The organism is Kitasatospora sp. NPDC047058, from assembly GCF_040643935.1.
GTDB lineage: Bacteria > Actinomycetota > Actinomycetes > Streptomycetales > Streptomycetaceae > Kitasatospora.
The window spans coordinates 1-21,368 of sequence record NZ_JBEYVJ010000037.1; the positions used below are offsets into that span (position 1 = coordinate 1).

Annotated in this window: 16 protein-coding genes and 1 pseudogene; 8 read left to right on the forward strand and 9 right to left on the reverse strand. The window is 73.3% G+C overall.

All coding sequences use genetic code 11. The features are described from left to right. Nucleotides 1-87: 87 nt before the first annotated feature. Together ABZ885_RS08500 and ABZ885_RS08505 are read right to left on the reverse strand one after the other, a co-directional pair. Nucleotides 88-567 (reverse strand): annotated as a pseudogene (locus ABZ885_RS08500) (ribose-5-phosphate isomerase); the annotation flags it as partial. 56 nt (nt 568-623) lie between these two features. Continuing rightward, entirely contained in the window at nt 624-1,238 is a 615-nt protein-coding gene (locus ABZ885_RS08505) for a biotin transporter BioY (RefSeq protein ID WP_360184992.1), read from the reverse strand. Nucleotides 1,239-1,532: 294 nt separating this feature from the next. Between ABZ885_RS08505 and ABZ885_RS08510 the strand changes: the two genes are divergently transcribed. After that, a complete protein-coding gene (locus ABZ885_RS08510) occupies nt 1,533-2,948 on the forward strand; it encodes an amino acid permease (RefSeq protein WP_360184995.1) in 1,416 nt (471 codons plus the stop codon). Between the two features lie 84 nt (nt 2,949-3,032). Here the strand turns inward: ABZ885_RS08510 and ABZ885_RS08515 are convergent, their stop codons facing one another. After that, entirely contained in the window at nt 3,033-3,674 is a 642-nt protein-coding gene (locus ABZ885_RS08515) for a DsbA family protein (RefSeq protein ID WP_360184998.1), read from the reverse strand. Between the two features lie 227 nt (nt 3,675-3,901). Between ABZ885_RS08515 and pepN the strand changes: the two genes are divergently transcribed. Then, nucleotides 3,902-6,475 carry an aminopeptidase N gene (gene pepN / locus ABZ885_RS08520; protein WP_360185002.1) on the forward strand — a complete coding sequence of 858 codons (2,574 nt, stop codon included), beginning with the start codon at nt 3,902-3,904 and terminating at the stop codon, nt 6,473-6,475. Nucleotides 6,476-6,775: 300 nt separating this feature from the next. On the opposite strand, the gene acnA is transcribed toward pepN, so the two are convergent. From acnA to ABZ885_RS08535, 3 genes are all read right to left on the reverse strand, one after another. After that, entirely contained in the window at nt 6,776-9,421 is a 2,646-nt protein-coding gene (gene acnA, locus ABZ885_RS08525; protein ID WP_360185005.1) for an aconitate hydratase AcnA, read from the reverse strand. Nucleotides 9,422-9,651: 230 nt separating this feature from the next. Further along, nucleotides 9,652-9,801, reverse strand: a complete 150-nt coding sequence (locus tag ABZ885_RS08530) for a hypothetical protein (protein WP_360185008.1) — start codon at nt 9,799-9,801, stop codon at nt 9,652-9,654. Beyond that, on the reverse strand, nt 9,798-10,919 hold the full coding sequence (locus ABZ885_RS08535; protein ID WP_360185011.1) for a hypothetical protein: 1,122 nt from the start codon (nt 10,917-10,919) through the stop codon (nt 9,798-9,800). Before ABZ885_RS08535 ends, ABZ885_RS08530 begins: the two co-directional genes overlap by 4 nt. Before the next feature lie 30 nt (nt 10,920-10,949). Between ABZ885_RS08535 and ABZ885_RS08540 the strand changes: the two genes are divergently transcribed. The 5 genes from ABZ885_RS08540 to ABZ885_RS08560 all read left to right on the forward strand — a co-directional run bounded on the left by ABZ885_RS08540 (nt 10,950) and on the right by ABZ885_RS08560 (nt 14,437). Then, on the forward strand, nt 10,950-11,324 hold the full coding sequence (locus ABZ885_RS08540) for a hypothetical protein (protein WP_360185014.1): 375 nt from the start codon (nt 10,950-10,952) through the stop codon (nt 11,322-11,324). A gap of 155 nt (nt 11,325-11,479) precedes the next feature. Next, nucleotides 11,480-12,001 carry a SigE family RNA polymerase sigma factor gene (locus ABZ885_RS08545; RefSeq protein ID WP_360185017.1) on the forward strand — a complete coding sequence of 174 codons (522 nt, stop codon included), beginning with the start codon at nt 11,480-11,482 and terminating at the stop codon, nt 11,999-12,001. A 165-nt stretch (nt 12,002-12,166) separates the two neighbouring features. Next, the gene (locus ABZ885_RS08550) at nt 12,167-13,237 is read left to right on the forward strand and encodes a hypothetical protein (protein ID WP_360185021.1); all 1,071 of its coding nucleotides are present in this window, start codon (nt 12,167-12,169) and stop codon (nt 13,235-13,237) included. Between the two features lie 82 nt (nt 13,238-13,319). Then, nucleotides 13,320-13,733 (forward strand): type II toxin-antitoxin system VapC family toxin, encoded by a 414-nt coding sequence (locus ABZ885_RS08555; protein ID WP_360185024.1) that lies wholly within the window; start codon nt 13,320-13,322, stop codon nt 13,731-13,733. 119 nt (nt 13,734-13,852) lie between these two features. Next, on the forward strand, nt 13,853-14,437 hold the full coding sequence (locus tag ABZ885_RS08560; RefSeq protein ID WP_360185027.1) for a superoxide dismutase family protein: 585 nt from the start codon (nt 13,853-13,855) through the stop codon (nt 14,435-14,437). A 20-nt stretch (nt 14,438-14,457) separates the two neighbouring features. Here ABZ885_RS08560 and argF read toward each other — a convergent pair whose 3' ends face one another. From argF to ABZ885_RS08575, 3 genes are all read right to left on the reverse strand, one after another. Next, entirely contained in the window at nt 14,458-15,459 is a 1,002-nt protein-coding gene (gene argF, locus ABZ885_RS08565) for an ornithine carbamoyltransferase (RefSeq protein ID WP_360185029.1), read from the reverse strand. A gap of 195 nt (nt 15,460-15,654) precedes the next feature. Beyond that, entirely contained in the window at nt 15,655-18,393 is a 2,739-nt protein-coding gene (locus ABZ885_RS08570; protein ID WP_360185032.1) for a polynucleotide kinase-phosphatase, read from the reverse strand. Then, complete coding sequence (locus ABZ885_RS08575) at nt 18,390-20,078, reverse strand: 3' terminal RNA ribose 2'-O-methyltransferase Hen1 (RefSeq protein ID WP_360185035.1); 1,689 nt, start codon at nt 20,076-20,078, stop codon at nt 18,390-18,392. The genes ABZ885_RS08570 and ABZ885_RS08575 overlap by 4 nt, the downstream gene beginning before the upstream one ends. A 163-nt stretch (nt 20,079-20,241) precedes the next feature. Here ABZ885_RS08575 and dapD point away from each other — a divergent pair, with 163 nt between their 5' ends. Further along, complete coding sequence (gene dapD, locus ABZ885_RS08580) at nt 20,242-21,231, forward strand: 2,3,4,5-tetrahydropyridine-2,6-dicarboxylate N-succinyltransferase (protein ID WP_360185038.1); 990 nt, start codon at nt 20,242-20,244, stop codon at nt 21,229-21,231. The last annotated feature ends 137 nt before the right edge of the window (nt 21,232-21,368 follow it).

Here is a 21,368-nt window from a genome sequence, read left to right on the forward strand (position 1 = left end):
CTTGGGCAGAGGATCGTCAACGACAGCCCCTCGGCGGCCTGGCAGAAGCTGTCGCGGGTACCCGCCGGGGAGCGGCCGCGGCTGGTGCTGCGGGTGGTGGGCCGGGATCGGCGGGAGCTCGCCGGTGGTCTCGTACTCGCTCAGCATGTCGATCCGGCGGGTGTGCCGCTCGTCGCCGCTGTACGGGGTGCCGAGGAAGATCTCCACGAACTTGGTGGCCTCCTCCTGGGTGTGCATCCGGCCGCCGATGGAGATCACGTTGGCGTTGTTGTGCTCGCGGCCGAGCGAGGCGGTCTGCTCGCTCCAGGCCAGCGCGGCGCGCACGCCCTTCACCTTGTTGGCGGCGATCGCCTCGCCGTTGCCCGAGCCGCCGATCACGATGCCCAGGGCCTCCGGGTCGGCGGCGGTGCGCTCGGCGGCGCGCAGGCAGAACGGCGGGTAGTCGTCGAGGGCGTCGTAGATGTGCGGCCCGCAGTCGACCGGCTCGTGGCCGGCCTCCTTGAGCCACTCGACGAGGTGGTTCTTCAGTTCGTATCCGGCATGGTCGGAGCCCAGGTAGACGCGCATGGCACGAGTGTGGCATGCGCGTCCGCCGGGGGTGCACAGCAGGCCCGGCACGCGGCTCAGCGGCGGCCGAGGAGCTTCCAGGCGAGCGGCAGGGCGCCGGCCGCGAGGGCCGCCTTGAGGGCGTCGCCGACCAGGTACGGGTAGAGGCCCAGCTCGGCGGCGCGGGCGAGGGGGACGTGCAGCGAGACGGCGAGGTAGGGCACGCCGACGGCGTAGATGGCGAGGCTGCCGAGGACCATGGTGACGGCGGTGTTCAGCGGGGTGCGGTCGGCGCCGCGGCGGGCCAGTGCGCCGGTGAGGCCGGCGGCCAGGACGAAGCCGAGCACGTAGCCGAGCGAGGGCATCGACCAGCCGGAGGTGCCCTGGGCGAACCAGGGCAGGCCCGCCATGCCGGCCAGCAGGTAGAGGCCGAGCGAGGCGATGCCGCGGCGGGCGCCGAGGGCGGTGCCGACCAGCAGCGCGGCGAAGGTCTGGCCGGTGACCGGCACCGGGGAGCCGGGGACGTTCACCGACAGCTGGGCGGCCAGGCCGGTGAGGGCGGCGCCGCCGGCCACCAGGGCGAGGTCGCGGGCCTGCGCGCCGAGCCGGGTGGAGGCGGCGGGCAGCAGGTCGGCGAGGACGGCGCGGCTCATGGTCGGGGTGCTGGCGGTCGGGGCGCTGGCGGTGGCCATCGGGTCTTCCTCCGGGCTTCCTCGTGACGATCGGTCTGATGATCAGATGAATGAACAGATGTGAACCTACGCGCTGTTCCGCTTCGTGCACGATGGGGAACCGGACAAACCCCCGGAGGCCGTCCTTGTCGGATCCGGCCCAACTCTTTTCGACGGAACGTGACGGATCCGGCCAATCTCCGTCACGATCCGGTCCGCATCGTGGGCCCGGGCGCAGGATTCTTGGCACGGTCGGCCGCACCACCGGATATTGGGCAACTCGCACCGCAATCCGAACAGTCTGGATCCCTCTCCATGGCCCGTACCTCCGCGCCCCCGGCGCCCGCGGCGACCTCCGCCCCCGCCGACCCGGCCGGCGGCCGGCAGCTCTCGCACGGCCTCAAGCAGCGCCACCTCTCGATGATCGCGCTCGGCGGGGTCATCGGCGCCGGCCTCTTCGTCGGCTCCGGGGCGGGCATCGCGGCGGCCGGACCCGCGATCATCCTGGCCTTCACCCTCTCCGGGCTGCTGGTCATGCTGATCATGCGGATGCTCGGCGAGATGTCGGCCGCCCGCCCGGCCTCCGGCTCCTTCTCGGTGCACGCGGAGAAGGAGATCGGCACCTGGGCCGGGATCACCGCCGGCTGGATGTACTGGGTGATGCTCTGCTGCGGCGTCGCGGCCGAGGCCACCGCCGCCGGGAAGATCGTCAACGGCTGGATCCCCGGCGTCTCCGCCTGGGTCTGGGTCGGCCTGTTCATGGTCTTCTTCTGCGCCAGCAACCTCACCGCGGTGAAGAACTTCGGCGAGTTCGAGTTCTGGTTCGCCGCCGTCAAGGTCGCCGCGATCGTCGCCTTCCTGGTGCTCGGTGCGCTCGGCGTGGCCGGGGTGCTCGGCCCCGGCTCCCCCGGCACGACGAACCTCACCGGTCACGGCGGCTTCCTGCCCAACGGCGTCAGCGGACTGATCGTCGGCCTGCTCGCCTCGGTCTTCGCCTACGGCGGCCTGGAGACCGTCACCATCGCCGCCGCCGAGTCCGACGACCCCAAGAAGAACGTCGCCAACGCGGTGCGCACCGCGGTCTGGCGGATCGCGATCTTCTACATCGGCTCGATGGCCCTGGTCGTCACCCTGGTCTCCTGGAAGGACCCGTCGGTCGTCGAGAACGGCCCGTACGTGACCGTCCTGCAGCACCTGGGCGTGCCCGGCGCCGGCACCATCATGGAGGGCGTGGTGCTGATCGCCCTGCTCTCCGCGATGAACGCCAACATCTACGGCTCCTCCCGGATGGCCTACTCGCTGGTCTCCCGCGGGCAGGGCCCCAAGGCGCTCGCCAAGGTCAGCGGCGGGGTGCCCCGGATCGCCGTGCTCGCCTCCTGCCTGTTCGGCTTCGGTGCGGTGCTGGCGGGCAAGTTCTGGCCGGACACCGTCTTCACCTGGCTGATGAACACCACCGGCGTGGCCATCCTGGTGGTCTGGTTCTTCATCTGCGTCGTCCAGCTGAAGATGCGCCGGCGGCTGGAGCGCGAGACGCCCGAGCTGCTCACCGTCCGGATGTGGGGCTACCCGTACCTGACCTGGGCGGCGATGGCCGCCGTGGTCGGCATCCTCGGGCTGATGACCACCACCGAGGGCAACCGCGAGCAGCTGTACGCGGCCGGTGTGCTGGTCGCGCTGCTCGTCACGGCGGGCCTGGTCAAGCAGCGCCGGGACGCCGCGGCCGCCCGGTAGCGCACGCGGAAGGGCCCGGTACCGCCCAGGCGGTACCGGGCCCTTCGTGCTGTCCGGGTGCGGGCGCCGCCGGACGCGCGTCCGCTACTCGAAGGACGGGCCGGCGGTACGGGTGCGCTTGATCTCGTAGAAACCGGGGGTGGAGGCGACCAGCAGGGTGCCGTCCCAGAGGCGGGCGGCGGCCTCACCGCGCGGCGCCGGCGTGACCACCGGGCCGAAGAACGCGACCCGCTCGCCGTCCGCGCCCTCGACCGCGATCACCGGGGTGCCGACGTCCTCGCCGACCAGGCTGATGCCCTCCTTGTGCGACGCGCGCAGGGCCTCGTCGTACGCGTCGGTGCCGGCCGCGTCGGCCAGCCCGGCCGGCAGGCCCGCCGCGACCAGCGCCGCCTCGATCGTCTCGCGGTTCTGCGGCAGGCCCTGGTTGTGGAAGCGGGTGCCCAGCTCGGTGTAGAGACGGCCGAGCACCTCGTCGCCGTGCTCCTCGGCGGCGGCGATGCAGACCCGGACCGCGCCCCACGCGTTATCCAGCAGGGTGCGGTACTCCTGCGGCAGGTCACGGTGCTCGTTCAGCACCGACAGGCTCATCACGTGCCAGTTCACGTCCACCGGGCGCAGCTGCTGGACCTCGATCAGCCAGCGGGACGTCATCCAGGCCCACGGACAGGCCGGGTCGAACCAGAAATCGGCGGTCTTGCGGTCTGCGGCATCAGCGGCAGTCGTCACGGCTGTCGTCCTTCGTCCTTCGTCGGAAGAGGTGCGGCGGCCCCCGCGCGGGGCTCCCCCGGGCTCAACACCCACCCGGCACCGCTGATTCCGGGCCCGCGCCGCGAATTGTGCAATGGTACCGGCGCGGGGGGCGTGAAAGGATGCCCCCGCAGCACCACAACGCGCAGCACTGAACCGCACCAGCGAACCGCACCACCGTGCGTGCCGGACAAAGGAGTACCGCCGTGCCGGGCAAGAACCTGAGCCGCGACGAAGCACAGCAGCGGGCCAGCATCCTGGCCGTGGACGGCTACCGGGTCCGGCTGGACGTGACCTCGGCCCCCGACCCCGCGGCCGTGGTCTTCCGCTCCACCACCACCGTCTCGTTCCGCTGCGCCGAGCCGGGTGCCTCGACCTTCCTCGACCTGCTGGCGACCGCCGTCCGCTCGGTCACCCTGAACGGCCGCGCGCTCGACCCGGCCACCGCCTTCGACGGCGCCCGGGTGCACGTCGACGGCCTCGCCGCGGAGAACGTCCTGGTGGTCGACGCGGACTGCGCGTACAGCCGCACCGGCGAGGGCCTGCACCGGTTCACCGACCCGGCCGACGGCGAGACCTACCTCTACACCCACTACGAGCCGGCCGACGCCCGCCGGGTGTTCGCCACCTTCGAACAGCCCGACCTGAAGGCGCCGTTCTCCTTCACCGTCACCGCCCCGGCCGCCTGGGACGTCTGGTCCAACGCCGTGCACACCCGGGTGACCGAGGAGGACGGCGCCCGCACCTGGGAGTTCGCGCCGACCCGGCCGATCTCCACCTACCTCACCGCCGTCGTGGCCGGCCCGTACCACGTGGCCCGCGACCACTACAGCCGCACGCTCGCCGACGGCACGGTGCTGGACATCCCGCTCTCCGCGATGTGCCGCAAGTCGCTGGCCCCCTACTTCGACGCGGACGAGATCCTCGGCGTCACCAAGCTCGGACTCGACTTCTTCCACGAGGAGTTCGACTACCCGTACCCCTTCGGCAAGTACGACCAGGCGTTCGTCCCCGAGTACAACATCGGCGCGATGGAGAACCCGGGCTGCGTCACCTTCCGCGAGGAGTTCGTCTTCCGCTCGAAGGTCACCGACGCCGCGTACGAGGGCCGCGCCAACGTCGTGCTGCACGAGATGGCGCACATGTGGTTCGGCGACCTGGTCACCATGCGCTGGTGGGACGACCTCTGGCTGAAGGAGTCCTTCGCCGACTTCATGGGCTCGTACGCGCTGATCGGCGCCCGCACCCGCTACTCCGCGGCCTGGATCACCTTCGCCAACCAGCGCAAGGCCTGGGCCTACCGGCAGGACCAGTTCCCGACCACGCACCCGATCACCGCGGACATCCGCGACCTCGAGGACGCCAAGCTCAACTTCGACGGCATCACCTACGCCAAGGGCGCCTCGGTGCTCAAGCAGCTGGTGGCGTACGTCGGTTCGGAGGCCTTCTTCGAGGGCGCCCGCCGGTACTTCAAGCGGCACGCCTTCGGCAACACCGAGCTCAAGGACCTGCTGGACGTCCTGGAGGAGACCAGCGGCCGCGACCTCACCGCCTGGGCCGCCGCCTGGCTGCAGACCGCCGGCGTCAACGTGCTCACCCCGGAGGTGACCGTCGACGCCGAGGGCCGGATCACCGAGCTCGCCGTCCTCCAGGACGCCGGCAACGGCGAGGTGCTGCGCCCGCACCGGATCGCGGTCGGCCTCTACGACCGGGACGCCGACGGCGCACTGGTGCGCACCGACCGGATCGAACTGGACGTCACCGGCGCCCGCACCGTCGTCGCCGGTGCGGCCGGCCGGCCCCGGCCCGCGCTGGTGCTGCTCAACGACGACGACCTGACGTACTGCAAGGTCCGCTTCGACGCCGGGTCGCTGGAGACGCTGCGCGCCGGCCTCGGCGACATCAAGGACGACCTGGCCCGGGCGCTCGCCTGGTCCGCCGTCTGGAACCTGACCCGCGACGCGCTGATGCCGGCCCGCGACTACGTCGCCCTGGTGCTGCGCTTCGCCGGCCAGGAGGCCAACATCGGCGTGCTGCAGTCGCTGCACCTCCAGGCCAAGGGCGCCGTCGACCTGTACGCCGACCCGGACTGGCGCGGCGAGGGCGGCCGGCTGCTGGCCGACGGCGCGCTGCGCGAGCTGCGCGCCGCCGCACCGGGCAGCGACCACCAGCTGGCCTGGGCGCGCTTCCTGGCGCAGACCGCCAACGGCTCCGAGCACCTCGGCCTGGTCCGCGGCCTGCTGGCCGGCACCGCCCGGATCGACGGCCTGGAGGTCGACCAGGAGCTGCGCTGGTCGCTCTGGCTGGCGCTGGCCGCGGCCGGCCAGGCCTCCGACGAGGAGCTGGCCGGGGAGCTGGCGGCCGACAACACGGCCGGCGGCAAGCGCCAGTACACCCAGTGCCTGGCCGCCCGGCCGACCCCCGAGGCGAAGGCCGCCGCCTGGTCGGCCGTGGTCGACTCGGACGAGCTGCCCAACGCCCTGGTCGAGGCGAACATCGCCGGCTTCGCGCTGCCCGCGCACCGCGACCTCACCGCTCTGTACGCGGCGCCGTACTTCAAGCTGCTGGAGCGGGTCTGGTCCGAGCGGACGATCGAGATCGCGATGCGGATCGTCGGCGGCTTCTTCCCGCACGCCCAGGTCAGCGGGGCCACGCTGGCCGAGGCGGACGCCTGGCTGAGCGGTCACCCGGACGCGGCGCCCGCGCTGCGCCGGCTGGTGCGGGAGCGGCGGGACGACCTGGCCCGGGCGCTGCGGGCGCAGGCCTGCGACCGGGTCTGAGCCGCACCGCCGGGCCGCCCGGGAAGGCCTGACCCAAAGGGCCCGCTGCGCGTCCGCGCGGCGGGCCCCTCTGCGTGGCGGGCCCCTTTGTGCGTTGCAGGCCGCGCAGGCCGCGGTCCGGGGCGGCGACCGCGCTGGCCCCGGTCGTCGTCGCCGTCCAGCGACCGGACCATCACGCCGCCCAGGCCGTTCCAGCGGGCGTAGCGGGCCTTCCGGGCGCCGTGCAACGGGAGCCGGGCCGCAAACGCACGGGAGGCCGGACCGCGGATGCGGTCCGGCCTCCCGGGGCTACTGCTCGGTTCAGCCGATCAGGCTGCGCAGCACGTACTGCAGGATGCCGCCGTTGCGGTAGTAGTCCGCCTCACCGGGGGTGTCGATGCGGACGACCGCGTCGAACTCCTTGTCACCGGCCTTGACCTTGACGGTCGCGGGGGTGCGGCCCTCGTTGAGCTCGGTCACGCCGGTGATGGAGAAGGTCTCCTCGCCGGTCAGGCCGAGGGAGTCGGCCGTCTGGCCCTCCGGGAACTGCAGCGGCAGGACGCCCATGCCGATCAGGTTCGAGCGGTGGATGCGCTCGTAGGACTCGGCGATGACGGCCTTGACGCCGAGCAGCGCGGTGCCCTTGGCGGCCCAGTCGCGGGACGAGCCGGAGCCGTACTCCTTGCCGGCCAGGACGACCAGCGGGGTGCCGGCGGCCTGGTAGTTCTGCGAGGCGTCGTAGATGAACGACACCGGCGCGTCGGCCTGGGTGAAGTCGCGGGTGTAGCCGCCCTCGGTGCCCGGCGCGATCTGGTTGCGCAGGCGGATGTTGGCGAAGGTGCCGCGGATCATCACCTCGTGGTTGCCACGACGGGAACCGTAGGAGTTGAAGTCGCGCTTCTCCACACCGTTGGCGGTCAGGTACTGCGCCGCCGGAGTGCCCGGCTTGATGTTGCCGGCCGGGGAGATGTGGTCGGTGGTGACCGAGTCGCCCAGCTTGGCCAGGACGCGGGCACCGGCGATGTCGGTCACCGGGCTCGGGGTCTTGGCCATGCCCTCGAAGTACGGGGGCTTCCGGACGTAGGTGGACTCGGCGTCCCACTCGAAGGTGTTGCCGGTCGGGACCGGGAGCGACTGCCAGCGGTGGTCACCGGCGAAGACGTCCTGGTAGCCCTTGTCGAACATGGCCTCGTCGATGGAGCCGGCGACGACGTCGGCGACCTCCTGCTCGGACGGCCAGATGTCGGCGAGGAAGACGTCGTTGCCGTCGGCGTCCTGGCCCAGGGCGTCCTTGGTGATGTCGACGTTCATGTTGCCGGCGAGGGCGTAGGCGACCACCAGCGGCGGGGAGGCCAGGTAGTTCATCTTGACGTCGGGGTTGATCCGGCCCTCGAAGTTGCGGTTGCCGGAGAGCACCGAGACGACGGCCAGGTCGGCCTCGTTGACGGCGGCCGAGACCTCCTCGGGCAGCGGGCCCGAGTTGCCGATGCAGGTGACGCAGCCGTAGCCGACCAGGTTGAAGCCCAGCTTCTCCATGTACGGGAGCAGGCCGGCCTTCTCGTAGTAGTCCATGACGACCTTGGAGCCGGGCGCCAGGGTGGTCTTGACCCAGGGCTTGACGTGCAGGCCCTTCTCCACGGCCTTCTTCGCCAGCAGGGCGGCGCCCAGCATGACGGAGGGGTTGGAGGTGTTGGTGCAGGAGGTGATCGAGGCGATCACGACCGCGCCGTTGTCGATGCTGTACGACGAGCCGTCGGGGGTGGTGACGGTGGTCGGCTTGGAGGCCTCGGCCGCGTAGGCCGGCAGCGCCTCGGCGAACTTCGACGCGGCCTCGGCCAGGATCACGCGGTCCTGCGGGCGCTTCGGGCCGGAGATCGACGGGACGACGGTGGAGACGTCCAGCTCCAGGTACTCGGAGTAGACCGGCTCGACCGACGGGTCGTGCCAGAGGCCCTGCTCCTTGGCGTACGCCTCGACCAGCGCGAGCTGCTGCGCGTCGCGGCCGGTGAGCTTCAGGTAGTTGATGGTCTCGCCGTCGATCGGGAAGATCGCGCAGGTCGAGCCGAACTCCGGCGACATGTTGCCGATGGTGGCGCGGTTGGCCAGCGGGATGGCGCCGATGCCGTCGCCGTAGAACTCGACGAACTTGCCGACCACACCGTGCTTGCGCAGCATCTCGGTGATGGTGAGCACCAGGTCGGTGGCGGTGGTGCCGGCCGGCAGCTCGCCGGTCAGCTTGAAGCCGACCACGCGCGGGATCAGCATGGAGACCGGCTGGCCGAGCATCGCGGCCTCGGCCTCGATGCCGCCGACCCCCCAGCCCAGCACGCCCAGGCCGTTGACCATGGTGGTGTGCGAGTCGGTGCCGACGCAGGTGTCCGGGTAGGCCTGGCCGCCCCGGACCATGACCGTGCGGGCCAGGTGCTCGATGTTGACCTGGTGGACGATGCCGGTGCCCGGCGGGACGACCTTGAACTCGTCGAACGCGGTCTGGCCCCAGCGCAGGAACTGGTAGCGCTCCTTGTTGCGGCCGTACTCGATCTCGACGTTCTGGACGAAGGCGTCCGGGGTGCCGAACTTGTCGGCAATGACGGAGTGGTCGATGACCAGCTCGGCCGGGGCCAGCGGGTTGATCTTGGCCGGGTCGCCGCCCAGCTCCTTGACGGCCTCACGCATGGTGGCGAGGTCGACCACGCACGGCACACCGGTGAAGTCCTGCATGATCACGCGGGCCGGGGTGAACTGGATCTCCTGGCTCGGCTGGGCCGAGGCGTCCCAGTCGCCGAGCGCGCGGATGTGGTCGGCGGTGATGTTGGCGCCGTCCTCGGTGCGGAGCAGGTTCTCCAGCAGCACCTTGAGGCTGTACGGCAGCCGCTCGGAACCCTCGACGGCGGAGAGCTTGAAGATCTCGTACGACTCGTCGCCCACCTGCAGCGAGCTGCGGGCGTCGAAGCTGTTCGCGGACACGACTGACTCCTTCTAGGTGCTTCGTGCGGTATCCGGCCGCCACGGTGGCAAGGTCAGCCTTACTTAGGCTGACCTTGCCCGCACCGCCGGTGAGCGCCTCTCGGCAAGTATCTTGATGTCGAGATATATCGTAAGGGGCAGTTATCTCGATGTCGAGATAAACCATAGTGCATGGCGCCGCGGACACCACCGCAGGCATGCCCCCGGACTGTCTACCGTGGGTGCTCTGCTCAGTGTCCGTCGGGGCCGCGCTTCTTGCGCTCCAGCCGGATCAGCCAGACGGCCCCGGCCACCACGGCGGCGGCCACCAGCAGGACCGCCACCAGGGAGCCGTCGGAGCCGCTCGGCTCGGGGGCGACATCGGCCAGCAGGGTGATCATGGGTTCTCCTCACGGTCGGGTTCGCGCGGGTGCGCTGTCGTACGTTCCGGACGGGCCTGCGGGTGTTCCTGCAGATGTTCCTTCGGGCGTTCCTGCGGGTGTTCAACTGCTGCTGCGGCGGGCCCGGCGCCCAGGCCGAGGACGAGCATCAGCAGCACCGGGAACTCCAGGTAGGCGTGGTAGCTGGCCAGCGCCGCGTACAGCGTCCGGCCCTGGGCGTAGTCCGCCGCGAACAGCACCGCCAGCAGACCGCCCGCCACCGCGCCCAGCAGCCACGCCCGCCCGCCGCGCAGGGCCGGCAGCCGCCGCTCGAACGCGCCGGTCGCGTCCGGCGCGTACCGCGGCAGGAACCAGACCCAGACCACGTAGTGCATCGACTGCAGGAAGGCGAACACCGCCAGGAAGCGCAGCCCCACCCCCGGCGTCAGCCACCCCGGCGGGGTGTACGCCGCGGCCAGCTTCGCCGTCCAGCCCGTCCAGCCCGCCCCCGGCGCCAGCCAGCGGTCCAGCACCCCGGCCAGCAGCAGCCCCGGCACCAGCACCACCCAGCCGCACTGCAGCGCCAGGAACGCCGCCCGGCCGCGCACCAGGCGCCGCGACCACTCCCACAGGAACAGCAGCGGCACCACGTTGTGCAGGTGCGCCAGCACTACGAAGTGGTACGCCGGGAACGCCAGCGAACCCGCCGCCGCCACCGCCAGCACCGCGCCGCCGCCCGCCAGCAGCAGCGGACGGCGGCGCAGCCCCGACCAGCAGGCCGCGGCCAGCAGCCCGTACGCGAGCAGGATCTCCGCGCCCTGCGCCACCGGGTGCGGCACCAGCGCGGGCGGCACCAGCCGGCAGAACACGATGCCGGTCACCAGGACCAGCAGCAGCCGCAGCAGCGGCCCGGCCAGCACGGCGGCGAACCGGCCCGCCACGTAGCGCAGCTCCAGCACGTTGTGCAGCACCCCGAACGCGGCCAGGCCGAGCACCGCCAGCCCCGCCGGCGCGCGCAGCGCCAGGCCCAGCGCCGCTGCGGCGGCCAGCGCGAACCCGGCCAGCGGTGCGACGCCCAGCCGGGCGGCCGGCCCGGCCAGGGGCCGGACGGCCGCCCCTTCCACGGTGGCGATGGCCACGCTCCCCCTCCCCGTGACACGATCCGCGCCGTGTCCTATCCGTCGGCCCTCGCCCTCACCCTGCTCGTCGAGGTACCCCTCTACACCGTTGCCCTGGTCCGGGTCGGCGGCATCCGCCCGGCCCGGGCGGCGACGGCCGCCGTCCTGGTCAACCTGGTGACGCACCCGCTGCTCTGGTGGTCCCTGAGCCGCTGCGCGGCCTGGACCGCCGGGGCGGGCGGGTCGGGCGCAGCGTACTGGACCGCCTTCGTGGCGGGCGAAACCGCGGTCTGCGTGGTGGAGGCGGCCCTGCTGCGCCCGCTCACCGGGCTGCGTCCGGGCGGGCCGCTGCCGTGGGCCGTCGCCGGGACGGCCAACGCGGCCTCGGTGCTCGCGGGGATGGTGGCCGGCTCCCTGCTGCGGTGAGGTCCGCCGGTCCCGCCGACGGTCCTGCGCTGGTCCCGCCGGTGGTCCCGCCGGTGGCCGCCGCTCCCCGTGAAATCGGTCGTAACGCGCCCGTCGGGCTCAGGCGTCTAACCAGGCGCAGGGGGAACGCGAAGCGCGGGACGAGGGGAAAACCGGTGATCAGGAAGACGCGACGGGCCGAGGAGTCCGCGGAGTTCGAGGCCTTCGCGTACAGCCGGGGGCACCGGCTCTTCCGGACCGCACTGCTGCTCTGCGGTGACTGGCACCTCGCCGAGGACCTCACCCAGACCACGCTGGCGAAGCTCTACTCCTCCTGGTCCCGCGTGCGCAAGGCCGAACACCCGGACGCCTACGCGCGCAGCGCACTGGTCCGGAGCTACCTCTCGCACCGGCGGCTGCGGCGCAGCGCCGAGCAGCCCGCGTTCGGCGAGCTTCCGGACGGCGTCGCACCCGAGGGCGACCCGGATCTGCGGGTCACCCTGCTCACGGCCCTGGGCGAACTGTCGCCGCGGGACCGCGCCGTGCTGGTGCTGCGCTACTGGGAGGACCGCAGCGTCGAGGAGACGGCGGCCGAACTCGGCCTCAGCGCGGGCGCGGTGCGCAGCCAGAGCCTGCGCGCCCTCGAACGGCTGCGCACCGTCCTCGGCCCGCAGGACGCGGGCCGGCTGGCCGCCTGACGAACCGGCACGGCGGGGCTCCGGGCCCCTGCCGGGCATGCGGCGCGGCACCGGCTCGGGTGCGACACCGGCTCCGGTGTGGCACCGCCTTGAACACGCGCGCCTCGGACACAGACCGCACCGCCGCACCGTCGGCGCACCTCAGAGGGAAGGAACCGAGAAGACATGGACGAACTGGAATCCGACGGCCGCCGGCTGTCCGCCACCTTCGACCGGGCACTGGCCGAGGTCGGCCCGGAGCTCGGACCGCTGGTCGCCGGTGCGGCCGCGCAGGGCCGGACGCTGCGGCGCCGGCGGCGCCTCGCCACGACCGGCGCGGTCGCCGCGGCGGCCCTGCTGACGGTCGGCGGGGCGGTGGCGCTGACCCCCGGTGGCGGCTCCGGCGCCGCGTCCGCCTCCGGCGCCGTGGCGGCGGGCGGTGCCACGTCCGCGTCGGCGACCGCCCCGGCGTCGCCGTCCGGTACCGCGGCCGGCACCGCAGCCGGCGGGCGGAAGAAGCCCCCGGTCCCCACCGGGGACCCGAAGGCCGACGACGGCCCGGAGAAGCGCAACCCCGGTTCCGGGCCGCACGCCGGCAAGGTCGCCCTCACCGGTCACGCGGCCATCCTGGCGGTGGTCGAGGGCCTGCCGGAGAACGGCACCACCGGCGGCTACGCCGGCTACCACGGACCGGTCGGCTGGAAGGGGCCGGAAACCGTCGACGTGATGTCCGCGGGCGAGTTCAGCTACGACGACGGCAAGGGCCCGGTCAAGCTCAACGTCACGTTCGAGGGCGGACTGGGCGCGCTGTTCCGGCCCGGTTCCAACCCGCCCGGGCCCGGGCGCGACCCGTACTCCATCGGCTACGACGACCGCTACACCTGCGAGAAGGTCAACGCCTCCCGGCAGTACGCCCACTGTGAGGTCGGCAAGCTCCCCGACGGCAGCACCCTGCTGCTGACCGAGAGTTCGGACGACGGCTACCGCTCCCGCACCGCCGACCTGCTGCGCACGGACAACAACCGGATCACCCTGACCGAGTTCTCCGGCGGCGTGCTCGGCAAGCCGCGCGACCTGCCGCTCGGCCTGGAGCAGCTGAAGGCCGCGGTGACCGGCCAGGGCCTCCAGGAGTGGATCACGCCGGAGCAGGCCGACGCGGCGGACCAGGCGATCCGGCCGTTCCGCGACAACACCCCGGGCAAGGACGCGCCCAACCCGACCGCCTCGGCCACCCGACCGCCCGCCACCGGGCACTGAGGGCGGCCGCTCCCACCGGCTGCGGCTCCCCGGGTACGGTGGCCGCAGGACTGACACGCCGGAACAGGCCGGGGGCCGACTGATGATCGTGGTGGACGCGTCCGCGCTGGTACTGGCGCTGGCCGACGAGGGCGAGCGCGGGGCGGCGGCCCGGGCGGAACTCGACGCGGGCGGCCAGTGGGTGGCCCCCGAGCACATCGTCATCGAGGTGATGCAGTCGCTGCGCGGCCTCTACCTGGCCAAGGAGCTGACCGCCGAGCGGGTCGGCGAACTCGCGGCACGACTGCCCGGACTGGCGATCCGCAAGGTCGAGGTGGGCCCGCTGCTCGGCCGCATCTGGGAGCTCAAGGACAACCTCACACCGGACGACGCCGCGTACGTCGCGGTCGCCGAGCAGTTCGGAGTGCCGCTGGTCACGGCGGACCTCAGGCTGATGCGGGCGAGCGGGCCGCGCTGCGAGATCCGGGGCATCCAGGGCGCCCACCGCCACCCGTAGGGCGCGGGTCCGGGCAGATGTCCCGGTTCCGGGGGCGTCCGCCGTGGGCCGAGGGTGTCCGTCGGGGCCGGACGCCGTTGAGCAGGGCGTCCGTCGCACCGCCTCCGGAAGGTCCGCCGATGTCCGCTCCGCTCGCCGCCGCGCTGCTCCCCCTCGCCCTGCTGACCCCGGCCGCCGCGCCGGCCACCCTGCCGGCGGCCGCCGGTGACTCGCCCGCCTCGCCGGTCTCACCGGTCTCGGTCGTCGAGGCCGACTTCGACCCGGCCACGGCCTTCGTCCCGCCGACCGCGATCAGCCACGCGCCCGACCTCGTGCCGTACGGCTCACACGTCCGGGTGGTGGTCGACCGCACGTGGCCGGGGCGAACGGTGCTGACGCTGACCGCGGCCGGGCTCGCCCCCGACCACGAGTTCCCGGTGCACCTGCACACCGGCTCGTGCGGGGCCGACCCGGCCGCGTCCGGCCCGCACTACCAAGACGTCGTGGACCCGGTCCGGCCGTCCGCCGACCCCGCGTACGCCAACGACCGCAACGAGCTGCGGCTCACGCTGCGCACCGACCGGCAGGGCAACGGCAGCTCCGCCGCCGCCGTGGCCTGGCAGCCCCGGCCGGGCGAGGCCCGCTCGCTGGTCCTGCACGCGGGCACCCCGGCCGGCTCGCACCGCGCGGGCGACCGGGCCGCCTGCGTGAAGCTGGAGCCGTGAGGCCGGGCCCGCAGGGATCCTTACGAGCCCAGCGTGGCGACCAGGACGGCCTTGATGGTGTGCAGGCGGTTCTCCGCCTGGTCGAACACCACGGAGTGCTCCGACTCGAACAGCTCGTCGGTGCACTCCAGCTCGGCCATCCCGGTCGCCTCGAACATCTGCTGCCCGACCACCGTGCCGAGGTCGTGGAAGGCGGGCAGGCAGTGCAGGAACTTCACGGCCGGGTTGCCGGTGGCCCGGACGGTGTCCATCGACACCTGGTACGGCTTGAGCAGCGCGATCCGATCCGCCCAGACCTCCTTGGGCTCGCCCATCGAGACCCACACGTCGGTGTAGAGGAAGTCGGCACCGGCCACGCCCTCGTCGACGTCCTCGGTGAGGGTGATCCGGGCGCCGCTGGTCTCCGCGAGCGCCTGTGCCGCCTTCTGCACCTCCTCGGTGGGCCAGAGCGCCCGGGGGGCGACGATCCGGATGTCCATGCCGAGCAGGGCGCCGGTGACCAGCAGCGAGTTGCCCATGTTGGAGCGGGCGTCGCCGAGGTAGGCGAGGGCCACCTCGGTGAGCGGCTTGGTGGTGTGCTCCTGGACGGTCAGCACGTCGGCGAGCATCTGGGTGGGGTGCCACTCGTCGGTGAGGCCGTTCCAGACCGGGACGCCGGCGTGGGCGGCCAGCTCCTCGACGACCGCCTGGCCGTGGCCCCGGTACTCGATGCCGTCGAACATCCGGCCGAGCACCCGTGCAGTGTCCTTGATCGACTCCTTGTGGCCGATCTGCGAACCGGACGGGTCCAGGTAGGTGGTGGAGGCGCCCTGGTCGTGGGCGGCCACCTCGAAGGCGCAGCGCGTCCGGGTGGACGTCTTCTCGAAGATCAGCGCGATGTTCTTGCCGCGCAGCCGGGGCTGCTCGGTACCCGCGTACTTCGCCGCCTTGAGCTGGGCGGCGAGGTCCACCAGGAAGCGGAACTCCTGGGGCGTGAAATCGAGCTCCTTGAGGAAGTGCCTATTCCGGAGGTTGAACGCCATGCCGGGCTCCTGGGGTGACGGGACGGGAACGCGAAGCGGCAATTGTATACGACACTCGGAATTTATATGCAAAGACCTCCGGCCCGCCCGCTCGGACCCGGCCCGCCCGGGCCGCCCGTCCCGCCCCGGACGGGACGGACCGGCCCGGGCCCCGCGGCTTGACCGCGCGGCCCGGGCCGGTCCACGAGGCCCGCCTTAGAGCCGCGGGTCGACCGGCTCCGACTCCAGGGCGAGCACGGCGAACACCGGCTCGTGCACCCGCCACAGCGGCTCGCCCGCCGCCAGCCGGTCCAGCGCCTCCAGGCCGAGCGCGTACTCGCGCAGCGCCAGCGAGCGCTTGTGCCCGAGGAACCGCTGGCGCAGCTGGTCCAGGTACTGCGTGTAGTCCGGACCGTAGATGATCCGCAGGTACTCGCGGCCACGGACCTTGACGCCGGGCTGGATCAGCCCGCCCGGACGCCCCTGCCCCGCCGCGCCCCGGACCATCGACGCCAGCGGCTTCACCACCATGCCCTCGCCGCCGGCCCCGGTGAGCTCCTCCCACCAGACCACGCCCGCGGCGACGGACGCCTCGTCGGTGGTGTCCACCAGCAGCCGACCGGTGCGGTGCAGGACGGGTGCCTGCGGCTCGGCCGCGTGGTCGGCCTCGACCAGCCGGTCGATCCAGGCGAGGTGCTCATCGTGCGGGCGCACCGCCAGGTTCGCCCCCTCGGCGGCCAGCACCTGGAAGGGCGCCAGCCGGATGCCCGACAGCCCCTCGGTCGGCCAGCAGTACCGCCGGTACGCCTCGGTGAACGCCTCCGCGTCGGCGGCGCGCTGCCGCTGGCGTGCCGTCAGCTCGGAGAGGTCAAGCCCGCGCCCGGCCGCCCGCTCCAGTGCGGCGAGCACCTGCGGCAGCGCCGCACCCGCCGCCGCACCGACCGCCGCGTACTGACGCCGCAGCAGCTCGGCGGCCTTCAGCGACCACGGCATCAGCTCGGCGTCCAGAAGCAGCCAGCCGGTGTCCAGCTCGTCGAAGACCCCGGCCCGCTCGGCGGCGGCCCGCAGCCGGCCCAGGACGGCGGCGGTGAGCTCGTCGTCGCCGAGGAACGCCCGGCCGGTGCGGGTCCAGATGGCCCCCGGCCCGGCCAGGCCGAACCGCTTCTCCAGCGCCGCACCGTCCCGGGCGACCAGCACCACCGCGCGGGAGCCCATGTGCTTCTCCTCGCAGATCACCTCGCGGACGCCGTCCTCGCGGTAGGCGGAGAAGGCCTCTTCCGGGTGCTCGAGGTAACCGGGGCGGCGCGAGGTCGCGCTCGGCGCCATGGTCGGCGGCAGGTAGGCGAGGAGCCGCGGATCGATCGCGAACCGGCTCATCACCTCCAGCGCCGCGGCCGCGTTCTCCTCGCGCACGGCGACCCGGCCGTGCAGCGAGGTCTCCACGACCCGACGGCCGGCCACGTCGGCGAGGTCCAGCGGACGGCCCTCGCGGGCACCCGGCGCGTCCGTGTGCATCGGCCGGACCGGCGCGTACCACTCCTGCTCGGCCTCGACGCCCACCAGCTCGCGCTCCGGGTAGCGCAGCGCGGTCAGGCTGCCGCCGAAGACGCAGCCGGTGTCCAGGCAGATGGTGTTGTTGAGGAAGCTCGCCACCGGCACCGGCGTGTGGCCGTAGACCACCAGGGCCTTGCCCCGGTACTCCTCCGCCCACGGGTAGCGCACCGGCAGGCCGTACTCGTCGGTCTCGCCGGTGGTGTCCCCGTACAGCGCGTGCGAGCGCACCCGGCCGGAGGCCCGGCCGTGGTACTTCTCCGGCAGGCCGGCGTGGCAGACCACCAGGGCACCGCCGTCCAGCAGGTAGTGGCTGACCAGGCCCCGCATGAACGCCCGGACCTCGGCGCGGAACTCCTCCGACTCCCCCGCCAGCTGGTCCAGCGACTCCTGGAGGCCGTGCGAGACGGTCACCTTCTTGCCGTCCATCGCCCGGCCGAGCTTGTTCTCGTGGTTGCCCGGCACGCAGATCGCGTGCCCGGCCGCGACCATGCCCATCACCAGGCGCAGCACGCCCGGCGTGTCCGGGCCGCGGTCGACCAGGTCGCCGACGAAGACGGCGGTGCGGCCCGCGGGGTGCGCGGCGTCCACCGGCCGGCCGGCCTCGTCCCGGGTCAGCGTGTAGCCGAGCCGGGTGAGCAGGGTCTCCAGCTCGGAGCGGCAGCCGTGGATGTCGCCGACGATGTCGAACGGGCCGGTGAGGTGGCGCAGGTCGTTGAAGCGCTTCTCCGGCACGATCTCGGCGGCCGTCACCTCCGCCTCGCCGCGCAGGATGTGCACCTTGCGGAAGCCCTCGCGCTCCAGGCCGCGTAGCGAGCGACGCAGCTCGCGGTGCTGACGCGGGACCACGTGCGCGGGCAGCTGCCGGTCGGGCCGGCTCCGGTTGCGCTCGGCGCAGACGCCCGGCGGGACGTCCAGCACGATCGCGATCGGCAGCACGTCGTGCTCGCGGGCGATCCGGACCAGCTGCTTGCGGGCCTCCGGCTGGACGTTGGTGGCGTCCACGACGGTCAGCCGGCCCGCGGCGAGGCGCTTGCCGACGATGTAGTGCAGCACGTCGAAGGCCTCGGCGGAGGCGGACTGGTCGTTCTCGTCGTCCGCCACCAGACCACGGCAGAAGTCGGAGGAGACCACCTGGGTGGGGAGGAAGTGCTTGCGGGCGAAGCTCGACTTCCCGGCGCCGCTGGTGCCGATCAGGACGACGAGGGAGACGTCGGTGACCGGGAGGCGGCGGGGCTTGGCGGCGGCCTGCGGAGTGGCGTCCGGGACGGGCCCGTCCGGCTCGGGGGCCTCAGTCGCGGGGGTCTCCGTTGCAGGAGCCTTCATCGCGGGTGCCTCCGTCACGGGGGCGTCGGTGGTGGGGGCGTCGGTGGTGGGCTTCGGGGACTGTGCGTCGTCGGTCATCGGGTCTCGCCCCCTTCGGGCGTCGTGGTGGTCCCGGCGGGCTTCGGGTCGGCACTCACGCCCGCGGACGCGGGAGCGGCCTCGAACGTGATCGCGGACGCGGTCCCGGGCGCGGACGCGGACGTCGGCCCGGGCTCGGCAGCCGTGCCGATGCGGAACAGCGCGAGCTGGGTCGGCGCACCCACCTCCGGGTCCTCCGGCCCGACCGGGCGGATCACCGCGGTGTAGCCGTACGCCGCCGTGACACGCTCGGCCCAGGCCCGGAACTCGGCGCGGTCCCACTCGAAGCGGTGGTCGGCGTGCCGGACGTGCCCGGCCGGCAGGCTCTCCCAGCGCACGTTGTACTCGGCGTTCGGGGTCGTGACCACCACCGCCGCCGGGCGGGCCGCTCCGAACACCGCGTACTCCAGGGCCGGCAGCCGGGGCAGGTCCAGGTGCTCGATCACCTCGCAGAGCACCGCCGCGTCGAATCCCTTGAGCCGCGCGTCCGTGTACGTCAGCGCGCCCTGGACCAGCTTGACCCGGGCCGCCATGCGCTCGGACATCCGCTCCAGCCGCAGCTTGCGCGCGGCCGCGGTCAGCGCACGGGCCGACACGTCCACGCCGAGCACCTCGGTGATCCGGGCGTCCTTGAGCAGCGCGCCGATCAGCTCGCCCTGCCCGCAGCCGAGGTCGGCCACCCTGGCCGCCCCGACCTCGCGCAGCGCCGCCAGGATGGCCGTCCGACGCTGCTCGGCCAGCGAGGCCGGCTTCTCGCCGGCGGTGTCGTCCGCCGCGGACCGCTGCTCCTGCGGCACCGCCCCCGGCGGTGCCGGCTCCTGCGCGTGCGTCTCCTGCGACTCGGTCTCGTCGGCGGTGTCGTCGACCGCGTTGTCGATCTCCTCGACCTCGCGGTCGTCGGCCTCCGCCAGCCGCGCCAGCTCCAGCCGCTCCATCGCCCGCCGGGTGAGCGTCCACCGCCGGGACAGGTAGCGGCGCGCGATCAGCGCCTGCTCGGGGTGGTCCGCCAGCCAGCCCTCGCCGGCGACGAGCAGCTTGTCCACCTCGTCCGGGGCGACCCAGTAGTGCTTGGCACCGTCGAGCACCGGCAGCAGCACGTACAGCTGCTGCAGCGCGTCCGCGAGACGGATCCCCGCCGCGGACAGCTCCAGCCGGACGTAGCGCGACTCGCCCCACTCGGGGAAGGTCTCGTCCAGCGGGATCGCCGACGCCTCGACCTGCCAGCCCAGCGGTTCGAACAGCCGGCCCGCCATCGCCGGCCCGCCGCCATCGCCCGCGCCGTTGGCCGGCACGGCGGGCAGCGAGATCCGCAGCGGACGGGGCTGCCCGGCCAGCTCGGGGCGGGCCTCGCAGACGCCCTTCATCGCCGTCCGGAACACCGTCCGCAGCGCCACCGCGAGCAGCGAGGAGGCCGCGTAGGGGCGGTCGTTGACGTACTGGGCGAGCGCGAAGTCCGGCGAGCCGCCGCGGCCCTTGCCCCGGCCCTTGCGGACCAGCGCGATCGGGTCGACGTCGAGCAGCAGCGCGGCCGTACAGGCCTCGTCGCCGGCCTCGGGGTAGAAGACGTGGGCCTCGCCGTGCGAGGTCGAGAACCGCTGGACCTTGCCCGGGTGCTTGTGCAGCAGGAAGCCCAGGTCGGTGGCCGGGCTCTCGGCCGTACCGGTGGTGGAGATCGACATGAACACCTGCCCGAGTATTGCCGAGGAGCGGGCACCCGGGCACCGGCTTTTCGCGGGCGCCCGGCCCCGCCGTCCGCCTGCGCGCGGACCGGGACGGGAGCCGCGGACGGCCTGTCCGCACGGTGAGCGTGTTCGGCACCGGGGGCCCGCATTCGTTAACGTGCACGATGTGACTGCAGAATCCACCTCCCTCGCAAGCGGCGCCGTCGCCGCAGGTCTGGCCACCATCGCCGCCGACGGCACCATCCTCGACACCTGGTACCCCGCCCCCTCGCTGGCCGCCGAGCCCGGCCCGGCCGGCACCGTCCGCCTGACCGCCGAGCAGGCCGAGGCCGAGCTGGGCGCCGGAGCGACCGAGGCGCTGCGCGCCGACGCGCGCCGCGGCGTCGAGGTGGTCGCCGTGCGCACCACGATCGCCTCGCTGGACGAGAAGCCGGTCGACGCGCACGACGCCTACCTGCGCCTGCACCTGCTGAGCCACCGCCTGGTCAAGCCGCACGGCCAGAACCTGGACGGCCTCTTCGGCCTGCTGGCCAACGTCGCGTGGACCAGCATCGGCCCGGTGCAGGTGGACAAGGTCGAGCAGGCCCGCCTGGCGGTCCGCGCCCAGGGCGGCCAGCTCGCCGTGTACGGGATCGACAAGTTCCCGCGGATGACCGACTACGTCGCCCCCTCGGGCGTGCGCATCGCCCACGCGGACCGCGTCCGGCTCGGCGCGCACCTCGCCTCCGGCACCACCGTGATGCACGAGGGCTTCGTCAACTTCAACGCCGGCACCCTGGGCACCTCCATGGTCGAGGGCCGGATCAGCGCGGGCGTCGTGGTCGGCGACCACAGCGACATCGGCGGCGGCGCCTCGATCATGGGCACCCTGTCCGGCGGCGGCAAGCAGGTCGTCTCGGTCGGCGAGCGCTGCCTGCTCGGCGCCAACGCGGGCATCGGCATCTCGCTGGGCAGCGACTGCGTGGTCGAGGCCGGCCTCTACGTCACCGCCGGCACCCGGGTCACCACCCCGGACGGCAAGGTGGCGAAGGCCGTGGAGCTGTCCGGCCAGGACAACCTGCTCTTCCGCCGCAACTCCCAGACCGGCGCGGTCGAGGTCATCGCCCGCTCCGGCTCCTGGGGCGGCCTCAACGCGGAGCTGCACGCCCACAACTGATCCCCTTCCTCCCGGGATCCGGGGCCCGGCGCCACCACGGCGCCGGGCCCTTCGGTTTTCCTTCGCACGACCGCCCGTCCGCGGCCCGCCCGTCCGCGGCCCGCCCGCCTACCCGGCCGACCTGCCGGCCGCCAGAC

Excerpts from the sequence above, each read along its gene's own strand:
- ABZ885_RS08570 (WP_360185032.1), bottom strand. The coding sequence starts at position 18,393 with ATGACCGACGACGCACAGTCCCCGAAGCCCACCACCGACGCCCCCACC.
- ABZ885_RS08530 (WP_360185008.1), bottom strand. The coding sequence starts at position 9,801 with ATGATCACCCTGCTGGCCGATGTCGCCCCCGAGCCGAGCGGCTCCGAC.
- ABZ885_RS08555 (WP_360185024.1), top strand. The coding sequence starts at position 13,320 with ATGATCGTGGTGGACGCGTCCGCGCTGGTACTGGCGCTGGCCGACGAG.
- ABZ885_RS08505 (WP_360184992.1), bottom strand. The coding sequence starts at position 1,238 with ATGGCCACCGCCAGCGCCCCGACCGCCAGCACCCCGACCATGAGCCGC.
- ABZ885_RS08560 (WP_360185027.1), top strand. The coding sequence starts at position 13,853 with ATGTCCGCTCCGCTCGCCGCCGCGCTGCTCCCCCTCGCCCTGCTGACC.
- ABZ885_RS08510 (WP_360184995.1), top strand. The coding sequence starts at position 1,533 with ATGGCCCGTACCTCCGCGCCCCCGGCGCCCGCGGCGACCTCCGCCCCC.
- argF (WP_360185029.1), bottom strand. The coding sequence starts at position 15,459 with ATGGCGTTCAACCTCCGGAATAGGCACTTCCTCAAGGAGCTCGATTTC.
- ABZ885_RS08550 (WP_360185021.1), top strand. The coding sequence starts at position 12,167 with ATGGACGAACTGGAATCCGACGGCCGCCGGCTGTCCGCCACCTTCGAC.